Source organism: Stappia indica (assembly GCF_009789575.1).
GTDB lineage: Bacteria > Pseudomonadota > Alphaproteobacteria > Rhizobiales > Stappiaceae > Stappia > Stappia indica_A.
Genome location: NZ_CP046908.1, coordinates 1,473,427 through 1,494,776, shown reverse-complemented (window position 1 = coordinate 1,494,776; position 21,350 = coordinate 1,473,427). Strand labels below are relative to the sequence as shown.

The 21,350-nt window shown below is 67.9% G+C and carries 20 protein-coding genes and 1 pseudogene; 15 read left to right on the top strand and 6 right to left on the bottom strand.

The features are described 5' to 3' along the window. Nucleotides 1–67 precede the first annotated feature (67 nt). From GH266_RS07060 to GH266_RS07040, 5 genes are read right to left on the bottom strand one after another with little or no spacing between them, the layout of a single operon-like run. Nucleotides 68–874 carry an enoyl-CoA hydratase/isomerase family protein gene (locus tag GH266_RS07060; RefSeq protein ID WP_158193263.1) on the bottom strand — a complete coding sequence of 269 codons (807 nt, stop codon included), beginning with the start codon at nt 872–874 and terminating at the stop codon, nt 68–70. A gap of 15 nt (nt 875–889) precedes the next feature. Then, entirely contained in the window at nt 890–1,960 is a 1,071-nt protein-coding gene (locus GH266_RS07055) for an acyl-CoA dehydrogenase family protein (RefSeq protein ID WP_158193262.1), read from the bottom strand. A gap of 5 nt (nt 1,961–1,965) precedes the next feature. Continuing rightward, the gene (locus GH266_RS07050; RefSeq protein ID WP_158193261.1) at nt 1,966–3,171 is read right to left on the bottom strand and encodes an acyl-CoA dehydrogenase family protein; all 1,206 of its coding nucleotides are present in this window, start codon (nt 3,169–3,171) and stop codon (nt 1,966–1,968) included. Between the two features lie 60 nt (nt 3,172–3,231). Next, nucleotides 3,232–3,660 (bottom strand): acyl-CoA thioesterase, encoded by a 429-nt coding sequence (locus GH266_RS07045; protein ID WP_158193260.1) that lies wholly within the window; start codon nt 3,658–3,660, stop codon nt 3,232–3,234. After that, on the bottom strand, nt 3,657–4,640 hold the full coding sequence (locus tag GH266_RS07040) for a quinone oxidoreductase family protein (RefSeq protein WP_158193259.1): 984 nt from the start codon (nt 4,638–4,640) through the stop codon (nt 3,657–3,659). The genes GH266_RS07045 and GH266_RS07040 overlap by 4 nt, the downstream gene beginning before the upstream one ends. Before the next feature lie 159 nt (nt 4,641–4,799). Between GH266_RS07040 and GH266_RS07035 the strand changes: the two genes are divergently transcribed. Beyond that, nucleotides 4,800–6,368 carry a class I adenylate-forming enzyme family protein gene (locus GH266_RS07035; RefSeq protein WP_158193258.1) on the top strand — a complete coding sequence of 523 codons (1,569 nt, stop codon included), beginning with the start codon at nt 4,800–4,802 and terminating at the stop codon, nt 6,366–6,368. Between the two features lie 52 nt (nt 6,369–6,420). Here GH266_RS07035 and GH266_RS07030 read toward each other — a convergent pair. Continuing rightward, nucleotides 6,421–6,630 (bottom strand): annotated as a pseudogene (locus GH266_RS07030) (tautomerase family protein); the annotation flags it as partial. 311 nt (nt 6,631–6,941) lie between these two features. Here GH266_RS07030 and GH266_RS07025 point away from each other — a divergent pair. From GH266_RS07025 to secD, 14 genes are all read left to right on the top strand, one after another. Next, complete coding sequence (locus GH266_RS07025; RefSeq protein ID WP_158193256.1) at nt 6,942–7,784, top strand: transketolase; 843 nt, start codon at nt 6,942–6,944, stop codon at nt 7,782–7,784. Continuing rightward, nucleotides 7,777–8,763, top strand: a complete 987-nt coding sequence (locus GH266_RS07020; RefSeq protein ID WP_158193255.1) for a transketolase family protein — start codon at nt 7,777–7,779, stop codon at nt 8,761–8,763. Before GH266_RS07025 ends, GH266_RS07020 begins: the two co-directional genes overlap by 8 nt. Nucleotides 8,764–8,828: 65 nt before the next feature. Next, complete coding sequence (locus GH266_RS07015) at nt 8,829–9,371, top strand: 2,4'-dihydroxyacetophenone dioxygenase family protein (RefSeq protein ID WP_342354290.1); 543 nt, start codon at nt 8,829–8,831, stop codon at nt 9,369–9,371. Next, nucleotides 9,368–10,462, top strand: coding sequence for a glycerol dehydrogenase (locus tag GH266_RS07010; RefSeq protein ID WP_158193254.1), 1,095 nt, complete (start codon nt 9,368–9,370; stop codon nt 10,460–10,462). Before GH266_RS07015 ends, GH266_RS07010 begins: the two co-directional genes overlap by 4 nt. Nucleotides 10,463–10,827: 365 nt before the next feature. Continuing rightward, complete coding sequence (locus GH266_RS07005; RefSeq protein WP_158193253.1) at nt 10,828–12,090, top strand: ABC transporter substrate-binding protein; 1,263 nt, start codon at nt 10,828–10,830, stop codon at nt 12,088–12,090. Nucleotides 12,091–12,184: 94 nt separating this feature from the next. Next, a complete protein-coding gene (locus GH266_RS07000) occupies nt 12,185–13,069 on the top strand; it encodes a branched-chain amino acid ABC transporter permease (RefSeq protein ID WP_097173676.1) in 885 nt (294 codons plus the stop codon). Beyond that, a complete protein-coding gene (locus tag GH266_RS06995; RefSeq protein ID WP_158193252.1) occupies nt 13,066–14,094 on the top strand; it encodes a branched-chain amino acid ABC transporter permease in 1,029 nt (342 codons plus the stop codon). Before GH266_RS07000 ends, GH266_RS06995 begins: the two co-directional genes overlap by 4 nt. Continuing rightward, nucleotides 14,091–14,828 (top strand): ABC transporter ATP-binding protein, encoded by a 738-nt coding sequence (locus GH266_RS06990; protein WP_158193251.1) that lies wholly within the window; start codon nt 14,091–14,093, stop codon nt 14,826–14,828. The genes GH266_RS06995 and GH266_RS06990 overlap by 4 nt, the downstream gene beginning before the upstream one ends. Next, on the top strand, nt 14,809–15,525 hold the full coding sequence (locus GH266_RS06985) for an ABC transporter ATP-binding protein (RefSeq protein WP_083206048.1): 717 nt from the start codon (nt 14,809–14,811) through the stop codon (nt 15,523–15,525). The genes GH266_RS06990 and GH266_RS06985 overlap by 20 nt, the downstream gene beginning before the upstream one ends. Nucleotides 15,526–15,530: 5 nt before the next feature. Further along, entirely contained in the window at nt 15,531–16,238 is a 708-nt protein-coding gene (locus GH266_RS06980; protein WP_158193250.1) for an SDR family NAD(P)-dependent oxidoreductase, read from the top strand. A gap of 91 nt (nt 16,239–16,329) precedes the next feature. Next, entirely contained in the window at nt 16,330–17,508 is a 1,179-nt protein-coding gene (gene bktB, locus GH266_RS06975) for a beta-ketothiolase BktB (protein WP_158193249.1), read from the top strand. 105 nt (nt 17,509–17,613) lie between these two features. Next, entirely contained in the window at nt 17,614–18,000 is a 387-nt protein-coding gene (locus GH266_RS06970; RefSeq protein ID WP_158193248.1) for a hypothetical protein, read from the top strand. A gap of 86 nt (nt 18,001–18,086) precedes the next feature. Further along, entirely contained in the window at nt 18,087–18,299 is a 213-nt protein-coding gene (locus GH266_RS06965; protein WP_158193247.1) for a hypothetical protein, read from the top strand. A gap of 520 nt (nt 18,300–18,819) precedes the next feature. Then, nucleotides 18,820–21,342 (top strand): protein translocase subunit SecD, encoded by a 2,523-nt coding sequence (secD, locus tag GH266_RS06960; protein WP_158193246.1) that lies wholly within the window; start codon nt 18,820–18,822, stop codon nt 21,340–21,342. Nucleotides 21,343–21,350: the final 8 nt, after the last annotated feature.

The window sequence follows — 21,350 nt, the reverse complement described above, 5'->3', positions numbered from 1 at the left end:
TGAGAAGGTCCGGTTTTTGCATTTCTGCCGGAGGTGGGGAGGCGGCCCTGAGGGGGCCGCCCGCTGCCTACTTGCCGGTGAAGACCGGCTGGCGCTTGGCGAGGAAGGCCTCGACGGCCTCGCGGTGGTCGGCGGTGTTGTTGGACAGGGCCTCGTAGGCGACGCCCGGATCCATCACCGCGCCGACGATGCGCCGCAGCTCCAGGTTGGCCAGGGTCTTGGTCCAGCGGATGGCCTTGGTGGCGCCGTTCGCCAGCTTGTCGGCGAAGGCGTCGACGCGGGCGTCCAGCTCTTCCGGCTCGACCACGTGGTTGATCAGGCCGATGCGCTCGGCCTCCGCCGCCGGCATCAGGTCGCCGGTCATCAGATACTCCTTGGCGCGGGCGTAGCCGATCAGCTGCGGCCACAGGGCGGGGCCGCCGTCGCCGGCAACGAAGCCGATGGAGACGTGCGGGTCGCCGATCTTGGCCCGGGACGAGGCGAAGACGACGTCGCACAGCAGCGCCAGCGTGGCGCCGAGCCCGGTCGCGTGGCCGTTGACCTTGGCGATCAGCGGCTTTTCCAGCTCCAGCATGGAGAAGGCGATGCGCTTGGCCTCGCGGGCGGTCTGCTCGAACATTTCCGGCCTGGCGATGGCATCGCGCATCCAGGGAATGTCGCCGCCGGCGGAGAAGGCGCGGCCGGCGCCGGTCAGGATGATGATGTCGCTGTCGGGGTCGACGGCCACGTCGTAGAACACATGCGCCAGTTCCTCGTGCAGCACGGTGTCGGCCGCATTGAGGAAGTCGGGGCGGTTCATGGTGATGGTCAGCTTGCGCCCGTCGCGGCTGATCTTCAGCGTTTCGTAGCGTTCCTCGAGGGGGTAGGTCTTCATGCTGGTGGTCCCGTTTCAGTGAAGGGGGGCCGGCTTTGCCATGGGCGTGCCGGCAAGGATCTCGATGGGACGGCGCACGCCGCCGAACAGGGCTGCGTCGCTCTGCAGGCGGCGATAGATGCGGCCGAGCTTGTATTCCTCGGTGACGGCGATGCCGCCGGTGATCTGGATGAGCCGGCCGACCGCCTGGACGACGTTGCTCGCGTGGAAGAGGCGGGCATGGGCCACAGCCATGGAGCTGGACGTGCCGCCCTCCGACAGGGCGCTGACCATCGCCATGTGCAGCGAGCGGAACTTCTCCAGCTCGCAATAGACGTCCGCGATGGTGTGCTCGACCGCCTGGAAGGAGGCGAGCGGCTGCTTGAACTGCTGGCGCGTCTGCACGTAGTCGGCGGTCATCTCGAAGGCGGCCTCGAAGGCGCCGAGCCCCTCGCTCGCCGCACCGCACAGGAGAAGCGCCTCAAGCTCCGCGGCGATGCCGCAAGCCTCCTTGCCGGTGCACAGGACCGTCATCTCGTCGGTATCGGCCGCATCGAGGTCGATGCGGGCGGCGGTGCGCCCATCCAGCAGCGGGGCCGGATGGATGTGGAGGCCGCCCGTGCCGCGCTCGGCAAGGCAGAAGCGGGCACCCTCGCCGGCTTCGGCAAGGAACAGGAGATGGGTTGCCCGGTCGGCGCCCGGCACGAGGGCCGAGCGGCCCGTGACCCTGCCGTCGGCACTGAGCGAGAAGCCGGTCTCGGCCGCACCGGCGAGGGCAAAACGGGCCTTGCCGTCCAGCAGGGCCGGCATCAGGGCGGCAATGGCGGGGGCGCGCTGCGCCAGGCGCGGCGCGAGGAGAATGTCGGCGGCGGCGCTTTCGGTCAGAAGCGCCCGGCCGGCCTCCTGCAGGACCAGGCAGCACTGGTGCAGGTCGGCGCCGAGCCCGCCGCTCGCCTCGTCGAGGCCCATGCCGGGCCAGCCGGCCTCGACGAAGGCGCGCCAGTTGCCGGCGGTGTCCGGTCGTGCGTCTTCGCGTTCGCGGGCGAACTCGCGGGCGCTGGCACGCAGCAGGCTGTCGGTCTCGCTCTGGTCGTGGGAGCGGCGCATGGTCGTCATCCTTTGAAAACGGTCTTGGCGATGATGGTCTTCTGGATCTCGTTGGTGCCCGCGTAGATGGTCACGACCCGGCGGAAGAGATGCTTCTCGGCCCAATAGGCGCCGTAGCCGTCATTGTCGTTGGCGAGCGGCAGGCCGGTGGCGACCGCCTCCTCGCCGAGCACTTCCATCGCGAGCTCGCTGATCGCCTGCTGGAGCTGCGAGCCGATGACCTTGAGAATGGCGGCCTTGGCGCCGGGCTCGCGCCCGTCCGTCTCGTCGGCGAGCACGCGCAGCACGGTGATCTCGAGAGCGGCAAGGTCTGTCTCGATCCGGGCGACCCGCTCGCGCCAGGCTGCCGGGATCTCGCCCTTCTCCGTCTCGATGCGGGCGCGCAAAAGGTCGAACTCGCGGCGCGACTTGTGGATCTGGGCGTTGTTGGTGCGCTCGTTGTTCAGCAGGAACTTGGCGTAGGTCCAGCCCTGGTCGACCTCGCCGATCAGGGCGGAGGCATCCAGCGTCACGTCGTCGAGGAAGACGGAGTTGACCGAATGGGCGCCGTCGATGGTGATGACCGGCTGGATGGTGATGCCGGGCGCATCCATCGGCACGACGAACAGGGAAAGGCCTGCCTGCGGCTTCACCTCCATGTTGGTGCGCGCCAGCAGGATCATGTGGTCGGCGAAGTGGCCTTCGCTGGTCCAGGCCTTCTGGCCGTTGACGATCCACTTGTCGCCGGACCTGCGGGCGGTGGTGCGCAGCCGGGCGAGATCGGACCCGGCGTCCGGCTCCGAATAGCCCTGGCACCAGAACTCCTCGCCCGACAGGATGCCCGGCAGGTAGCGCGCCTTCTGCTCCGGCGAACCGAAGCTGAAGATCGTCGGACCGACGAGATAGATGCCGAAGACGCTGAGCGGCGGCGCGTCGGCGCGGGCAAGCTCGGACTCGAAGATGAAGCGCTGGATCGGCGTCCAGCCTGGTCCGCCGAATTCCTTGGGCCAGTGATGGGCCGACCAGCCGCGCGAATGCAGGATCCGGTTCCACTCGGCCATCACCTCGCGGGGCATGTGCAGGTGGGAGCGGGTGTGCCGGGCCAGATGCTCCGGCAACATCGCGGCGATTTCGGCGCGCACGATCTCGCGAAAGGCGCGTTCCTCGGCGGTGAAGAAGTCATCCATCGGCGTGATGTCCTGTGAGTGTTCGTCGGGGGCACTGGATGCCATCGGCGCGTCTGGGCACAAGCTCGGCGCTGGTGTGGGACGCGGACCAATCGCGCGGCGCGCCTACGGGGCCTCGGCCAGCATGAAGGGGGCGAGCGCCTGGCGATGCGCTTCGGAGAGCGGGCGCGCCCGCCGGGCGACGCCGTCGCCGAGCACCGTGACGGAGGTGGCGGTTGCGGCGATCCGCTCCCCGACGAAAAGGTGCTGCTGCATGGCGATGGAGCTGCGGCCGATCCGGGTGATCGCGGTGCCGACGCGCGGCTCGTCGAACATGCGCACCTCCTGTAGGAAGTGCATCTCCAGCATGACCAGCGCGAAATAGTCGCTCGCCTCCACCACGGGCCGCAGGTGGCGGCGCAGCAGGACGTAGCGCCCGTCGTCGAACCACGAGCAGATCACCGAATTGGTGACGTGGTCGTTGGGGTCGAGGTCCGCATGGCGGACGATGGCGCCTTGCCACATGGGATAGTCGGGAAGCGGCGTGCTGCTCATGGCACGAGCACGATGGCGCCGGCGGTGCGGCCCGCCTCGAGCTTGGCATGGGCGGAGGCGACGTTGGACAGGGCGAAGCGCTCGCCGATGCGCGGGCGCATGTTGCCGCTGAGAACCTGCGCGAACATCTCGTCGGCGGCGCCCTGCAGGTCCTTGCAGGTGCGCAGATGCGCGAAGACGCCGGGAACCGAAACGGTGAGCGAGCGCTGCGGCCCGAGGTCCGCCAGGGCCACGCTGTCGAGCGGCTTGCCGACCTGGCCGAGATTGACCGCGTGGCCGAACGGCTTCAGGCAGCCGAGCGAGCGGGTGAGGATGTCGCCGCCCAAGCCCTCGTAGACCGCGTCGACACCCTCGCCGCCGGTCAGCTCGTCGACCGCGGCAACGAAGTCGGCCTCCTTGTAGAGAATGGTCTCAGCGCATCCCGACTGGCGGGCGATCTCGGCCTTGTCGGGCGAACCGACGGTGCCGATCACCCGCACGCCGAGCGAGGCGGCCCACTGGCCGAGCAACTGTCCGAGGCCCCCGGCGGCCGAGTGGATGAGGATGGTGTCGCCGGCCGAGAGCCTGCGCACCCGGGTCATCAGCATGTGCACCGTCATGCCCTTGAGCATGATCGCGGCGGCTTCCTCGTAGCCGATCCCGTCCGGCAGGCGCACGAGGCCTTTCGCCTTCATGATGCGCATGTCGGCATAGGAACCGATCGGCGGGCCGGCATAGGCGATGCGGTCGCCGGGGGCAAAGGCGGTAACGCCGGAGCCGCAGGCGAGAACCTCGCCGGCCGCCTCGACGCCGATGGCGCCGGGCAGGGCGGGCAGCGGAAAGACGCCCTTGCGGTGGTAGACGTCGATGAAATTGACGCCGGCCGCATGCTGGCGGACCAGCACCTCGTCGGCTTGCGGCTCGGGCAGCTCCACCTGGTCGGCGCGGAACATTTCCGGCCCGCCATAGGCATGGATCCGCATCTGTCTGGAAATTGTCATGGGTTGCTCCTTTTGCGGCAATTTCTGGCCATCGCCCCCAGTGCGGGCAACCTGACCATTGGTCCGCAGAAGAGACCAAAACCCGCCTCCAACCGCCTGATCGATTTGGCAGAGTGCGGCCAAATCACCGACGTAAACGTCGCCGCAGACGAGGCAGGAATGCGCAAACCAGACAAGCTTCTCGAAATGACGGTGCCGGCCCTCCTGGAGTGGCACGCCCGCGAACGGCCGACGGCTATCGCGCTATCGGCGCGCTCGGTCGCGGGCCATCGCGAGCGGCTGGGCTATGCCCAGCTGGTCGGGCACATGGAGGCCGTCGCGGCCGGCCTGAGCGCGCGCGGCATCGCCGCCGGCGAGCGGGTCGCCGTCTTCCTCGACAACGATGCCGGGCTTGAGGCGATCCTGACGGCGCTCGGCCTGTTTCGCCTGGGCGCGACCATCGCTCCGCTGAACACCCGCTATTCGGCCGGCGAGATCGAGCATGCGATGGAGCTGGTCGATCCGGTCGCCATCGTCTGCCGCGCGGGCGACATGCCGCGGATGCGGGCCGCCCACGGGCGGGCGCTGCTGCTCGTCGTCGACGGAGACGGTGCGGGCGAGGGGAACGCCGCGCCCTGGCCGCGGCCCGAGGACCATCTGCAGGAGAAGGCGCCGGCGGCCCCGCAAGACCCGGATACGCTCGCCTCGCTGCTGTTCACCTCCGGTACGACGGCAAAGTCGAAGGCGGTGATGCACACGCATCGCACGACCATCGCTTCCGGCATATGCAGCTCCGAAGCGCTGGGCCTGAGGCCGGGCGATCTCTACCAGGGCGGCTGGCCGTTCTTCACCTCGTCCGGGCTCAATCTCGGCTGCTCGTCGGCCTGGGTCAGCGGTGCGGGGCTCGTCTTCGAGGGAGTGCTGGACAATGCGGGCCGGCTCAACCTGATCGCTCGGGAGCGCTCGAGCTTCTATCACGGGGTCCCGTCGGTCGTGCATTTCATGATCGAGGAGGTCGCCAAGGGAGACTACGACGTCTCCTCGCTGCGGCGCATCGGCTATGGCGGCTCGGCGATGCCGCGCGAGGTGGCGGAGAAGCTGGCGCGCCGCTGGCCGCATGTGGAGCAGGTGCAGATCTACGGCATGACCGAAAGCGGGCCGAACGGAACGGTGCTTTTGCCGGACGAGACCTTCGCGAAGTTCGGCTCGGTCGGCCGGGCGATGCCCCATTGCGGCATCGCCATTGTCGACGAGGCTGGCAGGGAACTGGCGAGCGGCGAGCGGGGAGAGATCGTCATTCGCGGGCCGGCGGTCGCCGCGGGATATTTCCGCAATCCGGACGGCACCGCGAAGGCCTTCGACCTCGGCGGCATCCGCACCGGCGACGTCGGCTATCTCGACGCGGACGGCTTCCTGTTCTTCACCGACCGTTTGAAGGACATCATCAATCGCGGCGGGCTGAAGATCGCCTCGATCGCGGTCGAGGAGGTGCTCTATTCCAGCCCGTCAGTGAAGGAGGCGGCGGTGGTTGCCGTGCCGCACCGCTCGCTCGGCGAGGACGTCGCCGCCTGCATCGTGCCGGCGGAAGGGAGCGAGGTCGATGTCGAGGCGCTGCGGGCACTATGCGGGGAAAAGCTCGCCGACTACGAATGCCCGCGCCACTGGCGCATCCTCGACGAGCTGCCGAAGAACCCGATGGGCAAGGTGCTGAAGGCGGAGCTGCGCAAGCTGTTCGAAAGCCCGGCGTAAGGCCGGGATCGCCGGGCCGGAGCGATCCGGCCCGGTCTCGTGTCTTCCCCGATCAGGAGGAAGGCGGCGCCTTACGCATCGCGGCAACGCTCTTGCCGGCAATCGCGAAGTCGCCGGTGGCAAGGTCGCTCACCATGATGCGGACCTGGTCCGGCCGGCAGCCCAGGGTGCGGCAGAGCGCGTCCGTGACTTCCGCGTACATCGCCTCCTTCTGATCCTGCGAAAACCCTTCCAGCATCTTCATGTCGACAATCGGCATCTTGTTCTCCCGTTGCGGATGAGCGCCCTACTGCGTCACGGGCAAGGGCCTTGCCGCAATCTCGCGGCTGGCCACGGGAGAGGACCAATGCGCGCCGGCCGGCCGAAGGCCTTCCGGGGAACGCCTGTGGTCTGCCGCGAAGGCCAGCAGGGCCGGCGCAAGGCCGGAGACGGTTCGTATAGTGCCCTTGTCTTTCGGGAGGCCAGACTTTCCCCGCCGTCCCGACCCGTCCCGGCATCGGCCTTCGCGCGTGTCCCCACAGGTGCGGCCGGTTTCCGGATCCGACAGTTCCCAAAGGCAAGGATCCAGTGGCGATGGAACTCCGCAATCACCCGCCGAGCGGACCGGACGTGCCGGCGCTGAAGGCGCGCGCGCTCAACCTGCGACGCAAGATGATGGGCATGGCATCCGGCAAGGGCGAGGGATACATCGCCCAGGGGCTCGGTATCGCCGACTGCCTCGCCGCCCTGTATTTCCACGAGATGCGGCACGATCCGGCCAATCCTGACTGGCACGACCGCGACCGCTTCCTGCTGTCCACCGGGCACTATTCCATCGCGATGTACGCGGTGTTGGCCGAGGCCGGCTATCTGGAAGACGGCGAGCTGCCGACCTACGGCCTCAACGGCTCGGCCCTGCCGATGAGCACGTTCGACGAGACCGTCGGCGTGGAGATCGTCGGCGGTTCGCTCGGCCACGGGCTGGGGCAGGCGGTCGGAATGGCGATGGGCCTGCGGCTGGACAACTCGTCCGCCCGCGTCTTTTGCGAATTCTCCGACGGCGAGCTGGACGAGGGCTCGACCTGGGAGGCCGCCATGGGTGCGGCGACCTTCAAGTGCGACAGGCTGGTGGCGCTGATCGACTGCAACGGCATTCAGGCGGACGGACCGGTAACGGTCGCCATCGAGCCGGTCGCCGACAAGATGCGGGCCTTCGGCTTCGAGACCTACGAGATCAACGGCAACGACATGGCGGCGCTGGTCGAGGCGCTGGCGGCCTGCCGCGAGGCCAACGGCAAGCCGAAGGCCATCGTGCTGCGCACCACGCCGGGCTTCGGAATTCCCACGATCATGGCCCGCGAGCGGGCGCATTTCGTGCGTGTCGGCAACGACGAGTGGGACTCGCTGATCGAGGAACTGGAGAGAGAAAATGCCTGAGAGCAAGACCCTCGGTGACCGCACGCGCGGCATGGGCGAGATCGTCGAGGTCGCCGGCAAGGCGACCGAGCTCGCCCCGTTCGGCAACACGCTGGCCGAGATGGCATCGAGCCGGCCGGAGATCGTCGGCCTGACCGCCGACATGGGCCGCTACAGCGACATCCTGCCGTTCCGCGATGCCCATGCCGACCGGTTCTTCAATGTCGGCATGGCGGAGCAGAACCTGATCATGATCGCCGCCGGTCTCTCCAAGGTCGGCAAGATCGCCTATTGCACCACGTATTCGGTCTTCATCACGCGGCGAGCCTACGACTTCGTCGCGATCGCCTGTGCCCATTCGCGGGCGAATGTGAAGATCTTCGCCGGCATGCCCGGCCTGGTGAACGGCTATGGCGCCACCCACCAGGCGACCGAAGACCTCAACATGATGCGCGGCATCGCCGACCTGACGATCATCGATCCGTGCGACGCGACCGAGCTGAAGCAGGTGGTGCGGGCCGTCGCCGACATTCCGGGCACGGTCTACGTGCGCAACCTGCGCGGCAAGGTGCCGGTGGAACTGCCTGCCGACTACCGCTTCGAGGTGGGCAAGGCGAAGGTTCTGAGGGAAGGCGACGGCGAGACCGGCATCATCGCCACCGGCTACATGAGCGCCCGCGCGCTGGACGCGGCGAGGATCGTCGCCGGGGAGGGGCGCGATGTCGGCCTGCTGCATGTGGGCACGATCAAGCCTTTCGACAGTGCCGGGGTGCTGGAGTTCGCCCGCCGTCACAAGCGCCTGATCGTCGCGGAGAACCACAAGACGACGGGCGGCCTCGGCACCCTCGTCATCGAGGCGCTCTACGACGCCGGCATCTGCAAGCCGCTGTCGCGCATCGGCCTTGCCGACGGCTTCTTCGAATGCGGCTCGCAGGAATACCTGGAGGCCAAGTACCAGGTCGACCTGCCGCGCTTTCTGGAGGTCATCCGAGGGGGATAGGAGGCAGCCTCCGCGCCGGCCCGAGGATGCCGGCAAGCGGGACAGCAAAAAGGGAGGGAGAAGACATGGACAGCCGCAACGTTTCGGCAGGGATGGATCCGGCGAAGCAGGCCTATATGGGGCCGCCGCCGTTCGGGATGATCGACGACGCCTTCGTGCCCGGCGCTCTCGATCTCGACGGGGACGAGCGCGAGTGGGTGCCGCAGGCCAACGGCGTCGCCTTCAAGCCGCTGCTCCTGTGCGTGAGCCAGGGCTATTTCGTCAATCTGCTGCGCGTGCGCAGCTCCGGCGTTCTCTCCCGGCATCGCCATGCCGGTCCGGTCCATGCGATCACGCTGCGTGGCCGCTGGCGCTATCTGGAGCACGACTGGGAGGCGGTGCCGTCGAGCTATGCGTTCGAGCCGGCCGGCGAAACCCATACGCTGATCGTGCCCGACGATGTGGAGGAGATGATCACCCTGTTCCACGTCACCGGTGGCTACGTCTATGTCGACCCGGAAGGGCGGGCGATGGGCTACGAGGACGTCTTCACCAAGCTGGAGGCGACGCGCCGGCACTACGAGAGCTGCGGCCTGGGCGCCGACCATGCCATGAGGCTGGTGCGATGACCGCGCCCTCCGCCTTGCGCCTCTTCGGCGCGCCCTCGCGCTATCTGCAGGGGCCGGGTGCCATCGACGTATTGGCCGAACATGCCGCGCCCTATGGCGCGGTGCCGGTGCTGATCGGCGATGCGCATGTGGTGGCGATGCTCGGCGAGCGCGTGACCTCCGCCATGATGGGCGCGGGCTTGCGGCCGCGGCTGCTGGTGCTGGAGGGCGAGATCACCCGCGCAGCCATCGCCGGGCTTGGCGATCAGGTCCGGGGCGAGGAGGTCAGCCTCGTCATCGGTCTGGGCGGCGGCAAGTCGCTGGACGCGGCCAAGGGCGTTGCGCAACTGCTCGGCAAGCCGGTCTTCACCGTGCCGACCATCGCCTCCAACGATTCCCCAACCAGCGCCTCCATCGCCATCTACGACGAGCACCACGTGATGGTCGCCGTCGACAGGATGGCGCGCAACCCCGACCTGGTGCTGGTCGATACGGACCTGATCGCCAAGGCACCGGTCCGCTTCCTGCTGGCCGGCATCGGCGATGCCATCTCCAAGAAGTTCGAGGCCGACGGCTGCCTGGCGGGAACCGGCGTGACGCCGTTCGGCACGCGCCCGCTGCTGACCGCCATCGCCATCGCCGACCGCTGCTACACGACCATCCGCCGGCACGGCGCGGCGGCTGTTGCTGCCTGCGGGCGGGGCGAGGCGGATGCGGATCTGGAGGCGGTGGTGGAGGCTACCGTCCTGATGAGCGGTCTCGGCTTCGAGAATGGCGGGCTGTCGCTTGCCCATTCGCTGACGCGGGGGCTGGTGAGGACGCGCGACGCGATGGAGGCGATCCACGGCTACCAGATCGCCTGGGCGCTCCTGGTGCAGTGGGCGGCGGAGGATCGGGGCGACGAGGAGATCCTCGACCTGATGGCGTTCTATCGCCAGATCGGCCTGCCGGCCTCGCTGCCCGAGTTGGGCATGAAGGCGCCGTCCGGCGCCGAGATCGACCAGATGGCGGAGTGGACGATGGTCGCCCCGCATCTGGCCAATCTGGACCGCCTGGTGACCCCGCAGATGCTGGCCGCCGCGATCCGCCGGATCGAGACGCTGGCCGCCTGAAAGCGGCCCTGAAGGCGACAGGGAGCCCCGCACGCCAGCGGACAAAGCACCCGCTCGGAACACCGTTCCGCGCGCCCGATCCTTCGCGTCCGGCAACTGCCGTTCCCGTACCTGCTCCGTCACCGGAGCGGGTGACCGCGAACGTGCGCCCGAGCGGCCGTGCGGCGAGTGGAGCCATCTCTCCTGATCTTTCAATGCATTGAATCTGATGGATTTTTCCTGGCGGCGCCGAGCGGGCGGGCGAATTGGTACGTGGTGGAAGCCAGTGACTGCGTTGCCCCGTTTTCAAAGGCCGAAATACTGGCCGCGGGAAGAAATTTCCACGTCCCGGGAAACTGCCCGGGCGGCAAATGGGAGGAGTGAACATGCTTTCTGGAAACCTGGGAAAGGCGCTGCAGCGCGTTCTCTTGGCAGGCGCGGCTGTCGCTGCGCTGGGCTCGGTGGCGCAGGCTGCCGATCCGGTGAAGGTCGGCTGCGTGCTGCCGCTGTCCGGCGGCTCGGCGGCGGTCGGCAACCAGACGCGGGTGGGCGCCGAGATCGCCACCCGCCTGATCAACGAGGCCGGCGGCATCAAGGCGCTCGACGGTGCGCCGCTGGAGGTGGTGTTCGCCGATTCCCAGTCCAAGCCGGATGTCGGCGTGACCGAGACCGAGCGCGTCATCTCGCGTGAGAATGTCTCGGTCCTGTGCGGCGCGTTCAACAGCGCGGTGACCTTCCCGGCGACCGAGGTCGCCGAGCGGATGAAGACGCCCTGGGTGGTGGTCGGTTCGGTCAAGGACGAGATCACCGAGCGCGACTTCAAGTATGTCTTCCGCATCAACAACAAGGCGACCTACGACGCCCGCGAGCAGATCGACGCCATCGACCTGCTGAAGGAGGAGACCGGCACGGGCCCGAAGACCATCGCCATGCTCTACGAGGGCTCCGACTGGGGTCGTTCGCATGCGGCCAACGTCAAGAAGATCGCCGCCGAGCGCGGCTACGAGATCGTCCTCGACGAGGCGGCCCCGCCGAACCAGACCGACTTCGGCAACCAGCTGCTGAAGATCCGCGCGGCACGGCCCGATGCGGTGATCGTCGCGCTCTACACGCCCGACCATCTGCTGTTCACCCGCCAGATGATGGAGCAGCGCCTCGACCTGCCGTTCGGCGTGCATTCGGTCGGCGGCGGCATGGAGGATCCCTCCTTCTACAAGGCGCTGCCGGCTGAAGCTGTTTCCTACGCCTTCGTCCAGGAAGACTGGCAGATCGACAAGCTCAAGGTGACCGACGATCCGGTGATCCAGGCGGCGAACGAGGCCTCTGTCGAGGCGCTCGGCTATGGCCTGTCGGCCTATTCCGCCCAGGGCTTTTCGGCGATCTACGTGATCGCGGATGCGCTGGAGCGGGCCGGGTCTGCCGACCGCGAGAAGCTGCGCGAGGCGCTTGTCGGGACGGACATCCAGGAAGGGCCGGCGCTGATCACCGGCTATCAGCGGATCAAGTTCGACGAGCAGGGGCAGAACACCTTCGCCCATGGCGTGATCTCCCAGAACCTCGATGGCGAGCGCCAGACCATCTGGCCGAAGGCCAATCGCGCTGGCGGCACGACCCCCGTGTGGCCGGTTCCGGGCTGGTCCGAGCGCTGACCCTCGCCGATGGGCGCGCCGGCCGTTGCTGTCGGCGCGTCCTCCGGTCCCGCCTTTCGCGCCTTGCGCCTGCATTCTCGGGAAGACGAACGAAATGGACGCCTTCATTCTATCCTACGCCGTGGTCAACGGCCTCCTGCAGGGGGCCATATACGGTGGAGTTGCCCTTGGACTGAGCCTGATCTTCGGCGTCCTGCGCGTGGTCAACTTCGCGCACGGCTCGTTCCTGATGCTCTCGCTCTACATCTCGTTCTGGTGCTGGAGCCTGCTCGGGATGGACCCCTACCTGTCGGCGCTGATCACCGTGCCGGTGATGTTCGCCCTCGGCTACATGGTCCAGTCTGTGGTCATCGCCCCGCTGATCCGGCGCGAGAGCGCGATGGTGGTGGAGCCGCTCAGTGCCCTGCTGCTGACGGCCGGCGTCTTCCTCGTCATGGACAACATGGCGCTGATGGCCTTCGGGCCGGACGTCAGGGCGCTGCAAGGCGCCTATTACATTCCCACGATCTTCATCGGCGGCATCCCGATCTCGGGTCAGCGGCTGATCGGCGCGCTCGCGGCCTTCGTCGTGGCGCTCGGCATCTCCTACTGGCTGCGCCATTCGGACATGGGCCGGGCGATCCGCGCGACCGCGCAGAACCGCGACGCGGCGTCGATGTCGGGCATCAACGTGCCGGCGGTCTACGCGGTCACCTTCGGCATCGGCTGCTCGATCCTGGGCCTGTTCGGGGCCCTGATCTCGCCGTTCCTGCCGATTTCCCCGTCCATCGGCCTCGCCTTTGGCATCAAGTCCTTCGTGGTGGTGGTGCTCGGCGGGCTCGGCAGCATCTCGGGCGCGATCGTCGGCGGCATCGTCATCGGCGTGTTCGAGGCCGTCGCCTCGCAGTTCGTCACGGCCACCTCCGCGTCCATCGGCTCGCTGGTGCTGTTCATCCTCATCCTGGTTTTTCGCCCGCAGGGCATCATGGGGCGCGCATGACCCGGTTCGCTGCACTCGACAAGACACCACAGGCACGCGGCCTGCGCCTGACGCAGACGCATGTGCTCCTCGTGATCGTGGCCGGGCTGGCCTTCGTGCCGCTGGTGGTCACCGACAGCTTCACGCTGCACTCGATCATCATGATCCTGTTCTTCGCCTACATGGCGACGTCCTGGAACCTGGTCTGCGGCTATGTCGGCCAGCTGTCGCTCGGCCACGCCATGTTCAACGGCGTCGGCGGCTATGTCAGCGTGCTGATGTTCACCCAGCTCGGCCTCAGCCCCTGGCTCGGCATGTTGTTCGGCGGCGTGCTGGCGATGGTGCTCGCCGTGCTGATCGGGCTGCCGACCTTCCGTCTGAAGGGGCCGTATTTCACGCTGACGATGATCGCCTTCGCCGAGATCGTCCGCATCTGGGTGGAGAACACCAACGACTTCGCCGGCATTCCGCTGAAGGGCGCGGAAGGACTGATCGTCCCGAACCGGGGCGACGATTTCTGGGCGTTCCAGTTCTCCGGCAAGGTGCCCTACTACTACATCATCCTCACCTTCCTGGCGCTGGCGCTCGCCGCCACGGCCTGGATGGAGCGCTCCAAGCTCGGCTTCTGCCTGAAGGCGATCCGCGGCGACCGGGATGCGGCCGAGGCGCTCGGCGTCAACCCGACCCGCTACACCTCGATCGCCTTTGCGCTCAGCGCCTTCATGACGGCGATCGGCGGCAGCTTCTATGCCCAGTTCTTCCGCTACATCAATCCGGAGCGGAGCATGGGGCTGGAACTGTCCATCGACATGGCGGTGATGGCGATCATCGGCGGCCAGGGCACCGTGCTCGGCCCGCTCCTGGGGGCGGCGATCCTGACGCCCATTTCGGAGCTGGCACGGGGCGCCTTCGGCGGCGGACTGCTCGGCCTGCATCTGGTCGTCTACGGCTTCGCGTTGATGGCTTGCGTGCTCTACTTCCCCAAGGGCGCCATCGATCCCGTCCGCAAGCTCTTCCGCAGGATTGTCGCGGGAGGCGCGAAATGAGCGAGCAAATCCTTCGCGTCGAAGGGCTGAGCAAGTGGTTCGGCGGCCTGCAGGCGGTCAAGGACGTCAGCTTCTCGATGCGCCGGGGCGAGATCCTCGGCCTGATCGGACCGAACGGCGCCGGCAAGACGACGGCGTTCAATATGATCGCCGGCTTCCTGAAGCCGAGCGCGGGCAGCGTCCATTTCGACGGACGCGACATGACGGGGAGCAAGCCCTGGGATGTCTGCAAGGCGGGCGTGGCGCGCACGTTCCAGCTGTCCAAGCCCTTCGGCGACATGACCGTCATCGACAACCTGATGGTGGGCGGCTTCGCCCGGCACACCGACCGTTCGCGCAACCGGGAAAGGGCGCTCGAGGTTGCCGACTTCCTGGGGCTCGGGCCGCTGGTTGAGACGGAGGCGCAGAACCTCACCGCCTTCGACCGGCGCCGCCTGGAACTGGCCAGGGCGCTGTGCACCGAGCCCGAGCTTCTGCTGATGGACGAGGTGGTGGCCGGGGCAACGCCCTCGGAAGCCGAAGAGATGGTCAAGCTGGTCCGCAAGGTTCGCGACCGGGGTGTCTCGATCCTGATCGTCGAGCACGTGATGAAGGTGATCATGTCGCTGAGCGACCGGGTGATCGTGTTCGACCACGGCGAGCTGATCGCGGAAGGCGAGCCGGCCGCCGTCGTTTCCAAGCCGGAAGTCCTGAAAGCCTATTTCGGAGAGAACCATGACATCCCCGGTGCTTGAGGGCGTTGGTATCAGGGCCGGCTATGGCGATGTCGAGGTCCTGCGCGGGATCGACATCGCCCTGCCGCCGAAGTCCGTCGTTGCGCTGATCGGTGCCAACGGGGCTGGAAAGACGACGCTGCTGAAGACCATCTCCGGCCTTCTTCCCCTGAGGGGCGGCGAGGTCCGCATCAACGGAGAGCCGATCGGCGGCCTGGCGCCGCACAAGGTGGTCGAGGCCGGCTTCGTGCAGTCGCCAGAGGGCAAGCAGCTGTTCCCGGAGATGACCATCGCCGAGAACCTGATGGTCGGTGCGCATTCGAAACGCGCACGTGCACGGCGCGAGGAGACCATGGAAGAGGTCTTCGAGCTGTTCCCGATCTTGCGCGAGCGGGCGCGGCAGCGGGCCGGCACCATGTCGGGCGGGCAGCAGCAGATGATCGCGGTCGGCCGGGCGCTGATGGCGCTGCCGAAGGTGCTGGCGCTGGACGAGCCCTCGCTCGGCCTTGCCCCGATCATGGTGTCGCGGCTGATGGAATCCATCGAGCAGATCCGCCATCGCGACCTTTCGATCCTGATCATCGAGCAGAACATCTTCCAGGTGCTGAAGATGGCGGACCACGCCTACGTGCTCGAGAACGGCGAGATCGCCAAGCAGGGCGGAGGGCAGGAACTGCTTGCCGATCCGCATCTACGTTCAACCTATCTGGGACTTTGACGGCGATGGAACAGCCAGGAAAGATCGCGCTCGTGACCGGTGGCGGCACGGGACTGGGGCAGGCTTGCGTGCGCAAGCTGCTGGATGACGGCTACCGGGTGGTGTCGCTCGGCCTCGATGTCGAGGAAAAGATCGACCATCCCTTGCACGAGGAACGAAGGTTCGATGTCACCGACAGCGCGGCCATCGCGGCGCTCGCCCGCGAGTTCGATGCGGTCGATGCGCTGGTCACGGCGGCCGGCATCATCGTCCACGAGGGGCAGGAGTTCACCAACGAGGGCTTTGCCCGGGTGATGGAGGTGAACCTGCGCGGTACCCAGGAAATCTGCTTCGCGCTGGAAGGGGCGCTGAAGGCGCGGCGCGGGGCCATCGTCAACTTCGCCTCCATGTGGTCGACCTTCGGCTCCTCGCGCAATCCGGCCTATTCGGCGAGCAAGGGGGCAGTGGATTCCTTCACCCGTGCGCTTGCCGCCGCCTGGTCTGCCGACGGCGTACGCACCAATGCGGTGGCGCCCGGCTGGGTGAAGACGCGCATGTCGATCAACGCGATGAACACGCCGGAACGGGCCGGACCGATCCTCGCGCGCATTCCCATGGCTCGCTGGGGAGAACCGTCGGAAGTGGCCGAGGCCGTCGGCTTCCTGGTGTCGCCGGCCGCCAGCTACATCAACGGCGTGACCTTGAGGGTCGATGGCGGCTTCGCCATCGCCTGACCTGTCGGCCGGGCTTTCGCGTCCGGTTCCTCCCGCGTGGCGGATCACCTCCCGGCTTGCCGCGCCCACTTCCTTTTCGAAAGACATCACCATGACCAGAAACGTCGTCATCACCTCCGCCGTCCGCACCGCCATCGGAGATTTCGCGGGCGCACTCTCCGGGCTTGCCCCGTGCGAGCTGGGGGCGGCCGTTGCGCGCGAGGCCATCGCCCGGGCGGGCGTGCCGGCGGACGAGATCGGCCAGGCGGTGTTCGGCAACGTCATCCACACGGCGCCGGAGGACATGTATCTGTCGCGCGTCGTCGCCTTGCGCGCGGGGGTGCCGCAGATGTCGCCGGCGCTCACCTTGAACCGGCTGTGCGGCTCCGGCCTGCAGGCCATCGTGACGGCGGCAGAGGCGATCATGCTGGGCAATGCCGATACGGCGCTGGCTGGAGGGGCGGAGTCCATGAGCCGCGCCGGCCACCTGATGAGCCAGGCCCGCTTCGGCCAGAAGATGGGCGACGTTTCCGCGACCGACATGATGGTCGGCGCGCTGACCGATCCGTTCGGCAACGGTCACATGGGCAATACGGCCGAGAACATCGCCCGGCAGAAGGGGATCGACCGGGAGGCGCAGGATGCGTTCGCTCTCAAGTCCCACCGCAGGGCGGCGCAGGCCATCGCGGAAGGACGGTTCCGCGAGCAGATCCTGCCGATGACCGTGCGCAAGGGACGGGCGGACGCCGTGTTCGACACGGACGAGCATGTGCGCACCGATGTTGCGCCGCAGGACCTGTCGAAGCTGCGCCCCGCCTTCGACCGGGACGGCTCGGTGACCGCCGGCAACGCCTCCGGCATCAACGACGGGGCCGCGGCGCTGGTGCTGATGGAGGCGGACCGCGCCGCCGAGCGCGGGCTGGAAAGCCTGGGCCGGATCGTTGCCTACGGGCTCGGCGGCGTTGCGCCCGGCCTCATGGGCATGGGACCGGTGCCCGCGGTGCGCCAGGCGTTGATGCGGGCGGGGCTCCAGGTCTCCGACATGGATGTGATCGAATCCAACGAGGCCTTCGCGGTGCAGGCGTTGGCGGTTGCACGCGAGCTCGGCCTGCCCGAGGACAGGACCAATCCGAATGGCGGGGCCGTGGCGCTCGGCCATCCGATCGGCGCGTCGGGTGCCATCCTGATGGTCAAGCTGGTGCACGAGCTGAAGCGGATCGGCGGGCGCTACGGCCTCGTCACCATGTGCATCGGCGGCGGGCAGGGTATTGCCGTGATCGTCGAGCGATAGGACGACGCCCTGGGGAAGGTGTGGCGGGGAGGGCGCGGCGGGGCCGAGCGCTGCCTGCACGCTATTCCCGTCGTTTTTCGCCGGCCGATGGTGTAGGTTGGCGGGATGACGACGAACGGAACGGATGCCAGACGCCCGCTCCGCCCGGAGCGATGGATCATCGCATTCCTGGCGGTGCTCTTTGCGTTTTCCGCCGCCGTTCCCTACGGCGCGCGCTATCCGACGCCGAAGCTCGTCCAGACCGTTGTCGCCAACGACATCGGCTCCGCCGCCTCGGCCGTGCTGCCGAAGCTGGACCACGACATCCGCCAGCGGTCCCTTCCTGTGTCGCCGCCCTCGGGCAGCGACCACGACGACGCGGTGGCCCTGGTTCCGCTCATGCCCGCCGAAATCGTGGCGGGCGGCGACCTTGGGCTGATTGCCTGCTGCGCGGCTGTTCCGGGGCGTGCCGGAGCCGCGCATGCGCCGCGCGCGCCTCCCGTTTCCGCCTGAAACCTGCCGATGCCGCCTTCGAGCGGCGAGCGATTTCAGGGCGCGTGCCGCAAGAGGATGCGGGCGTGCCGGCGCGGAGACATCCCATGCAGATCACCGTAGGGCTGGCCATTTTCTTGGCCGCAATCTTTTCCATCGTCTACAGCACCCCCCGCGAGAAGGGCATGTTCGCCGTTCTTGCCGCCCAGCCGGGCATGGCCTCGGTCATGGCGCTGGCGATCACCGCGCTCCTCATGGGCGGGGTGATCCTGACGGTCTCCGGGGTTGCCGAAGTCGTGTTGCCGGCCGCCGCGGGCTGAGGCCCGCACGAGACCTGCCGTCATCACATGAACCGCTTGCGGACTGTCGTCGGGCGGCGTAGCCGCGCCGCCGACCGTGGCTTCCTGCCTTGGCTCCTGCTGCCTGCGCTGCTGCTCCTGCTGGCGGCGGCAGGTGGCGGAGCTATGCCTGGAGGCGCTCCGGCAGCACCCTCGCAGGCCAGCGGTGAAAGCCGCCTCGGCGGCGGTGCGACGACGCCCCGCGCGGTCATCGACCGCGACCGGGCACGCCACCAGCTCCAGACGAGCCTCCGACGCCAGGGCCTGAACACGTCGACCGGTCCCGATCCGCGCGACCAACTGGCCGCAGATCCCGTCGAGCTGCCCGCAACCTGGATCGCCGCCGTCGGTGCGTCGAGGCGAGATGCCGCGGGCGCTTCCGGCCCGCACTGCGCCCGCGCGCGGGGACCGCCTCTTCCTGTCTGATCGTCCGGCTTTCCGAGCCGGTTTTGCCGGGCGTCCCGTGGGCGCCCGCCCGATATCCTTTGCTTCGGATCAGACAATGAAAACGTCCCGATGGGTCCTCGTGACCTACACTCTCATCATTCTCTTCGGGCTGCTCGCCGCATTGCCCAACGTGTTCACGCCTGCCCAGCTGGAACGGCTGCCGGGCTGGTTCCCCAAACAGCAGGTCACGCTCGGCCTCGACCTGCGCGGCGGGTCGCATCTCGTCCTCGAGGTCGATGCGGATGCGCTCAAGGCCGACCGGCTCAAGAGCCTCGTTGCCGAGGCGCGGGCGCTGCTGCGCAAGGAGCAGGTAGAAGGCACCGTGCGCCGGGTCGGCGACGGCGTCGCGGTCTCTGTTCCCGACGAGGCGGCCCGCGCCGGCATCGTCAAGCAGCTGCGCGATCTGGCGACGCCCGTTGCCAATGGCGGCTTCGGCCCCGCCGTCTCGGACATCGAGATGAGTACCGAAGGCGAGCGTATCCGGCTCGGCTTCAGCGAGGCGGGCTTTCGCGACCGGCTGAACCAGGCGATCGACCAGAGCCTGGAGATCGTCCGCCAGCGCGTCGACCAGGTGGGTGTTGCCGAGCCGACGATCCAGCGGGTCGGCGCCGACCGCATCCTCGTCCAGCTGCCGGGCCTCAACGACCCGACCCGGCTGCGCGAGCTGCTCGGCTCCACCGCCCAGATGTCCTTTCACATGGTGGCGGACACCGTTCCCGGGGCCCGCCTGCCGGCGGGCGTCAGCCTGTTGCCGGAGGAAAAGACCGGACGGCGCGTTGCGGTCGAGGATCGGGTCGCGCTCGGCGGCGATCATCTGACCGATGCCCGCGCCGGCTTCGACCAGCGCACCAACGAGCCCATCGTCAGCTTCCGCTTCGACAGTTCCGGTGCGCGGCAGTTCGCCCGCATCACCAGCCAGAATGTCGGCAAGCCCTTCGCCATCGTGCTCGACGGCAAGGTGCTGAGTGCCCCGGTGATCCGCGAACCGATCACCGGCGGCACCGGCCAGATCAGCGGCTCCTTCACCGTCGAGGATACGGTGGTCCTGTCGGCGCTGCTGCGTGCCGGTGCGCTGCCGGTGCCTCTGGTCGTCATCGAGGAGCGCACGGTCGGCCCGGATCTCGGCGGCGACGTCATCGAGATGGGTATCGTTACCGGCCTTGCCGGTTTTGCGGCGGTGGTGGTCTTCATGGTCGCGCTCTACGGCGGCTGGGGCCTCTTCGCCAATTTCGCGCTGTTCCTCAACGTGGCGCTGACTGTCGGCCTGCTCAGCCTCCTGGGGGCGACGCTGACCCTGCCGGGCATTGCCGGCATCATTCTCGGCATCGGCCTTGCCGTGGATGCCAACATCCTGATCAACGAGCGCATACGCGAGGAGGCGAGGGCCGGTGCCAGCGCCTTCGCCGCCCTCGACCGTGGCTTCAGCCGGGCCTATTCCACCATCGTCGATGCGAATGTGACCTCGCTGATCGCAACGGGTCTGTTGTTCCTGTTCGGCTCGGGGCCGGTGCGCGGCTTCGCGATCACCATGATGATCGGCATCTGCGTGTCGATGTTCACCGCCGTTGCGGTGGTGCGCATCCTGATGACCGAGTGGGTGCGCCGGCGCAAGCTCAAGACGATCTCGGTCGAGCCGCTGATCCGCATCGTGCCGGACGGGACCTCGATCTCGTTCATGAAGGCGCGCTTCTTCGGCATCGGGCTTTCCATCGTGCTGTCGCTCGCCTCCATCGGCCTGTTCATCAAGCCGGGCCTCAACTACGGCATCGACTTCAAGGGCGGCATCCAGGTGGAGGCATCGACGCCTGACGGCGTCAGCCTCGCGAGCCTGCGCGACGAACTCGGCCGGCTCGATCTCGGCGAGGTGTCGCTGCAGCAGATCGGCGAGAACGTGCTGATCCGCATCCAGCGGCAGGAGGGCGGAGAGACCGCCCAGACCCGCGCGGTAAGCGAGGTTCGTAACACGCTGCAGCGGATCGATCCGGGCATCGGCATCGAGAGGACGGAGGTCGTCGGGCCGAAGGTCAGCGGCGAGCTGGCGCGCAACGGCGTCATCGCCGTGGTGCTCGCCAGCCTTGCCATGCTCGCCTACATCTGGTGGCGGTTCGAATGGAACTTCGCCATCGGCGCCATCGCGACGCTGGTGCTGGACACGACAAAGACGGTCGGCTTCTTCGCTCTGTTCGGGCTGGACTTCAACCTCACGGCGATTGCCGCGCTGCTGACCATCATCGGCTATTCGGTGAACGACAAGGTGGTGGTCTACGACCGCATGCGCGAGAACATCCGCATGTCGAAGAAGCGGGACTTGAGGTCGATCATCGACCTCAGCATCAACCAGGTGCTGGCGCGCTGTCTCTTCACGTCGGCCACCACGTTCCTGGCCATGTTGCCGATGGCGATATGGGGCGGCAATGCGGTGGAGAACTTCGCCCTGCCGATGCTGTTCGGCGTGGTGATCGCGACGAGCTCGTCGATCTTCATAGCGGCGCCGATCCTGCTTCTGCTCGGCGACTGGTGGACGCGGAGGAAGGAGGCGGCAGCCGCTGCCGCGCCGGAGGCTGAACGCACGGCCTGAGGGATCAT

Coding starts and splice junctions, on each gene's coding strand:
- GH266_RS07055 (WP_158193262.1), bottom strand. CDS start 1,960: ATGCGCCGCTCCCACGACCAGAGCGAGACCGACAGCCTGCTGCGTGCC.
- GH266_RS06965 (WP_158193247.1), top strand. CDS start 18,087: ATGCAGATCACCGTAGGGCTGGCCATTTTCTTGGCCGCAATCTTTTCC.
- GH266_RS07060 (WP_158193263.1), bottom strand. CDS start 874: ATGAAGACCTACCCCCTCGAGGAACGCTACGAAACGCTGAAGATCAGC.
- GH266_RS07015 (WP_342354290.1), top strand. CDS start 8,829: ATGGACAGCCGCAACGTTTCGGCAGGGATGGATCCGGCGAAGCAGGCC.
- GH266_RS07040 (WP_158193259.1), bottom strand. CDS start 4,640: ATGACAATTTCCAGACAGATGCGGATCCATGCCTATGGCGGGCCGGAA.
- secD (WP_158193246.1), top strand. CDS start 18,820: ATGAAAACGTCCCGATGGGTCCTCGTGACCTACACTCTCATCATTCTC.
- GH266_RS07050 (WP_158193261.1), bottom strand. CDS start 3,171: ATGGCATCCAGTGCCCCCGACGAACACTCACAGGACATCACGCCGATG.
- bktB (WP_158193249.1), top strand. CDS start 16,330: ATGACCAGAAACGTCGTCATCACCTCCGCCGTCCGCACCGCCATCGGA.
- GH266_RS07035 (WP_158193258.1), top strand. CDS start 4,800: ATGCGCAAACCAGACAAGCTTCTCGAAATGACGGTGCCGGCCCTCCTG.
- GH266_RS06995 (WP_158193252.1), top strand. CDS start 13,066: ATGACCCGGTTCGCTGCACTCGACAAGACACCACAGGCACGCGGCCTG.
- GH266_RS07010 (WP_158193254.1), top strand. CDS start 9,368: ATGACCGCGCCCTCCGCCTTGCGCCTCTTCGGCGCGCCCTCGCGCTAT.
- GH266_RS07020 (WP_158193255.1), top strand. CDS start 7,777: ATGCCTGAGAGCAAGACCCTCGGTGACCGCACGCGCGGCATGGGCGAG.
- GH266_RS07045 (WP_158193260.1), bottom strand. CDS start 3,660: ATGAGCAGCACGCCGCTTCCCGACTATCCCATGTGGCAAGGCGCCATC.
- GH266_RS06985 (WP_083206048.1), top strand. CDS start 14,809: ATGACATCCCCGGTGCTTGAGGGCGTTGGTATCAGGGCCGGCTATGGC.
- GH266_RS07025 (WP_158193256.1), top strand. CDS start 6,942: ATGGAACTCCGCAATCACCCGCCGAGCGGACCGGACGTGCCGGCGCTG.
- GH266_RS06990 (WP_158193251.1), top strand. CDS start 14,091: ATGAGCGAGCAAATCCTTCGCGTCGAAGGGCTGAGCAAGTGGTTCGGC.
- GH266_RS06980 (WP_158193250.1), top strand. CDS start 15,531: ATGGAACAGCCAGGAAAGATCGCGCTCGTGACCGGTGGCGGCACGGGA.
- GH266_RS07000 (WP_097173676.1), top strand. CDS start 12,185: ATGGACGCCTTCATTCTATCCTACGCCGTGGTCAACGGCCTCCTGCAG.
- GH266_RS06970 (WP_158193248.1), top strand. CDS start 17,614: ATGACGACGAACGGAACGGATGCCAGACGCCCGCTCCGCCCGGAGCGA.
- GH266_RS07005 (WP_158193253.1), top strand. CDS start 10,828: ATGCTTTCTGGAAACCTGGGAAAGGCGCTGCAGCGCGTTCTCTTGGCA.